Annotated in this window: 2 pseudogenes; both read left to right on the plus strand. The window is 42.2% G+C overall.

What is annotated here, in order from left to right:
- Positions 1-335: pseudogene (locus ACP45E_RS00340) on the plus strand (methyl-accepting chemotaxis protein); the annotation flags it as partial.
- Positions 336-496: 161 nt separating this feature from the next.
- Positions 497-1,109: pseudogene (locus tag ACP45E_RS00345) on the plus strand (Card1-like endonuclease domain-containing protein); the annotation flags it as partial.

Raw genomic sequence — 1,109 nt, forward strand, 5'->3', positions numbered from 1 at the left:
ACCGCTCTTCCGATCTCAGTTCATCATCGGCCAGTAAAGTGATCGAAAGCTGTAAGAATGATATGGAACTCTCGGTTGAACAGGCTTCCAATGCCAACAGTGCAATGGAAGAAATTCAAGCGCTCATCTTAGAAATAAGCCACATGAGTTCGCATATTTCTCAAGCAGCGAGTGAGCAAAATGAAACCACCTCTGAGATTGCCAAAAACATTGAAGAGATAAACCTAATTGCTGATTCAAGCTATCAGGCGATGTCTGAAATTGCAGACACCAGTGCAAACCTCACTCGCTTAGCTAGTCAGCAAGGAGAGTTGGTGCATCGCTTTAAATTGTAATCGTTAGAAAATACAAAACCAAAGCTTCGATTTATCCGTTGGGCGACTTTAATTTAAAGTCGCCCTTGTTTTTCTATGGGATCATCATCATATCTAACTTACACCGCTTGCAGTGCTCTCCTTACTCACTCTTTGTTGCAAGCTGAACTTGAGGAAAAGTTATGGCAGTTCATGTTGGGATTATTGATCAAGATCCTATCCGCCTTGTTACCCCACTGCTGGATCATCGTACCATTAGCTCGCACATCGTATTTATTGGTGATACAACTCAAGAGGCCGCGTACCTCCGCTTATCTAAAGTGCTCGAAAAACGCGCTATTACTTCAGAGTTATTCATCATTCCATCAGTCACTAATACCGCTTTAATCAAGCAATCAATAAAAGTACTTGCTGACGATCTCAAAAAACGTGGAGAAGAAATTAAACTGAATGCCAGCTGTGGATTAAGACACCGACTCCTTTCTGTTTATGAAGTCTTTCGAAGCTATCAATGGCCTATCTTTGTGGTCGAACCAAATAGCGATAAATTGTGCTGGCTATACCCAGAAACAAAAGAAGATACACAAGTTCAAGATCATATCACCATTGAAGACTATTTAACTATCTTTGGTGCTCGCGGTGAATTCAGTGAACTGGAAATCACACCGACTCTCGACAAAACCTTGTACCAATTAGGTGAGCGATGGGCAAGTAATGCATTAGAGTTAGGGCCTGGTTTAGCGACGCTGAATTATTTAGCCACCACCTGCCGAAAAGAGCAAGATCGGAAGAGCG

The sequence above is a fragment of the Vibrio genomosp. F10 str. 9ZD137 genome, from assembly GCF_049974785.1.
Taxonomy (GTDB): domain Bacteria; phylum Pseudomonadota; class Gammaproteobacteria; order Enterobacterales; family Vibrionaceae; genus Vibrio.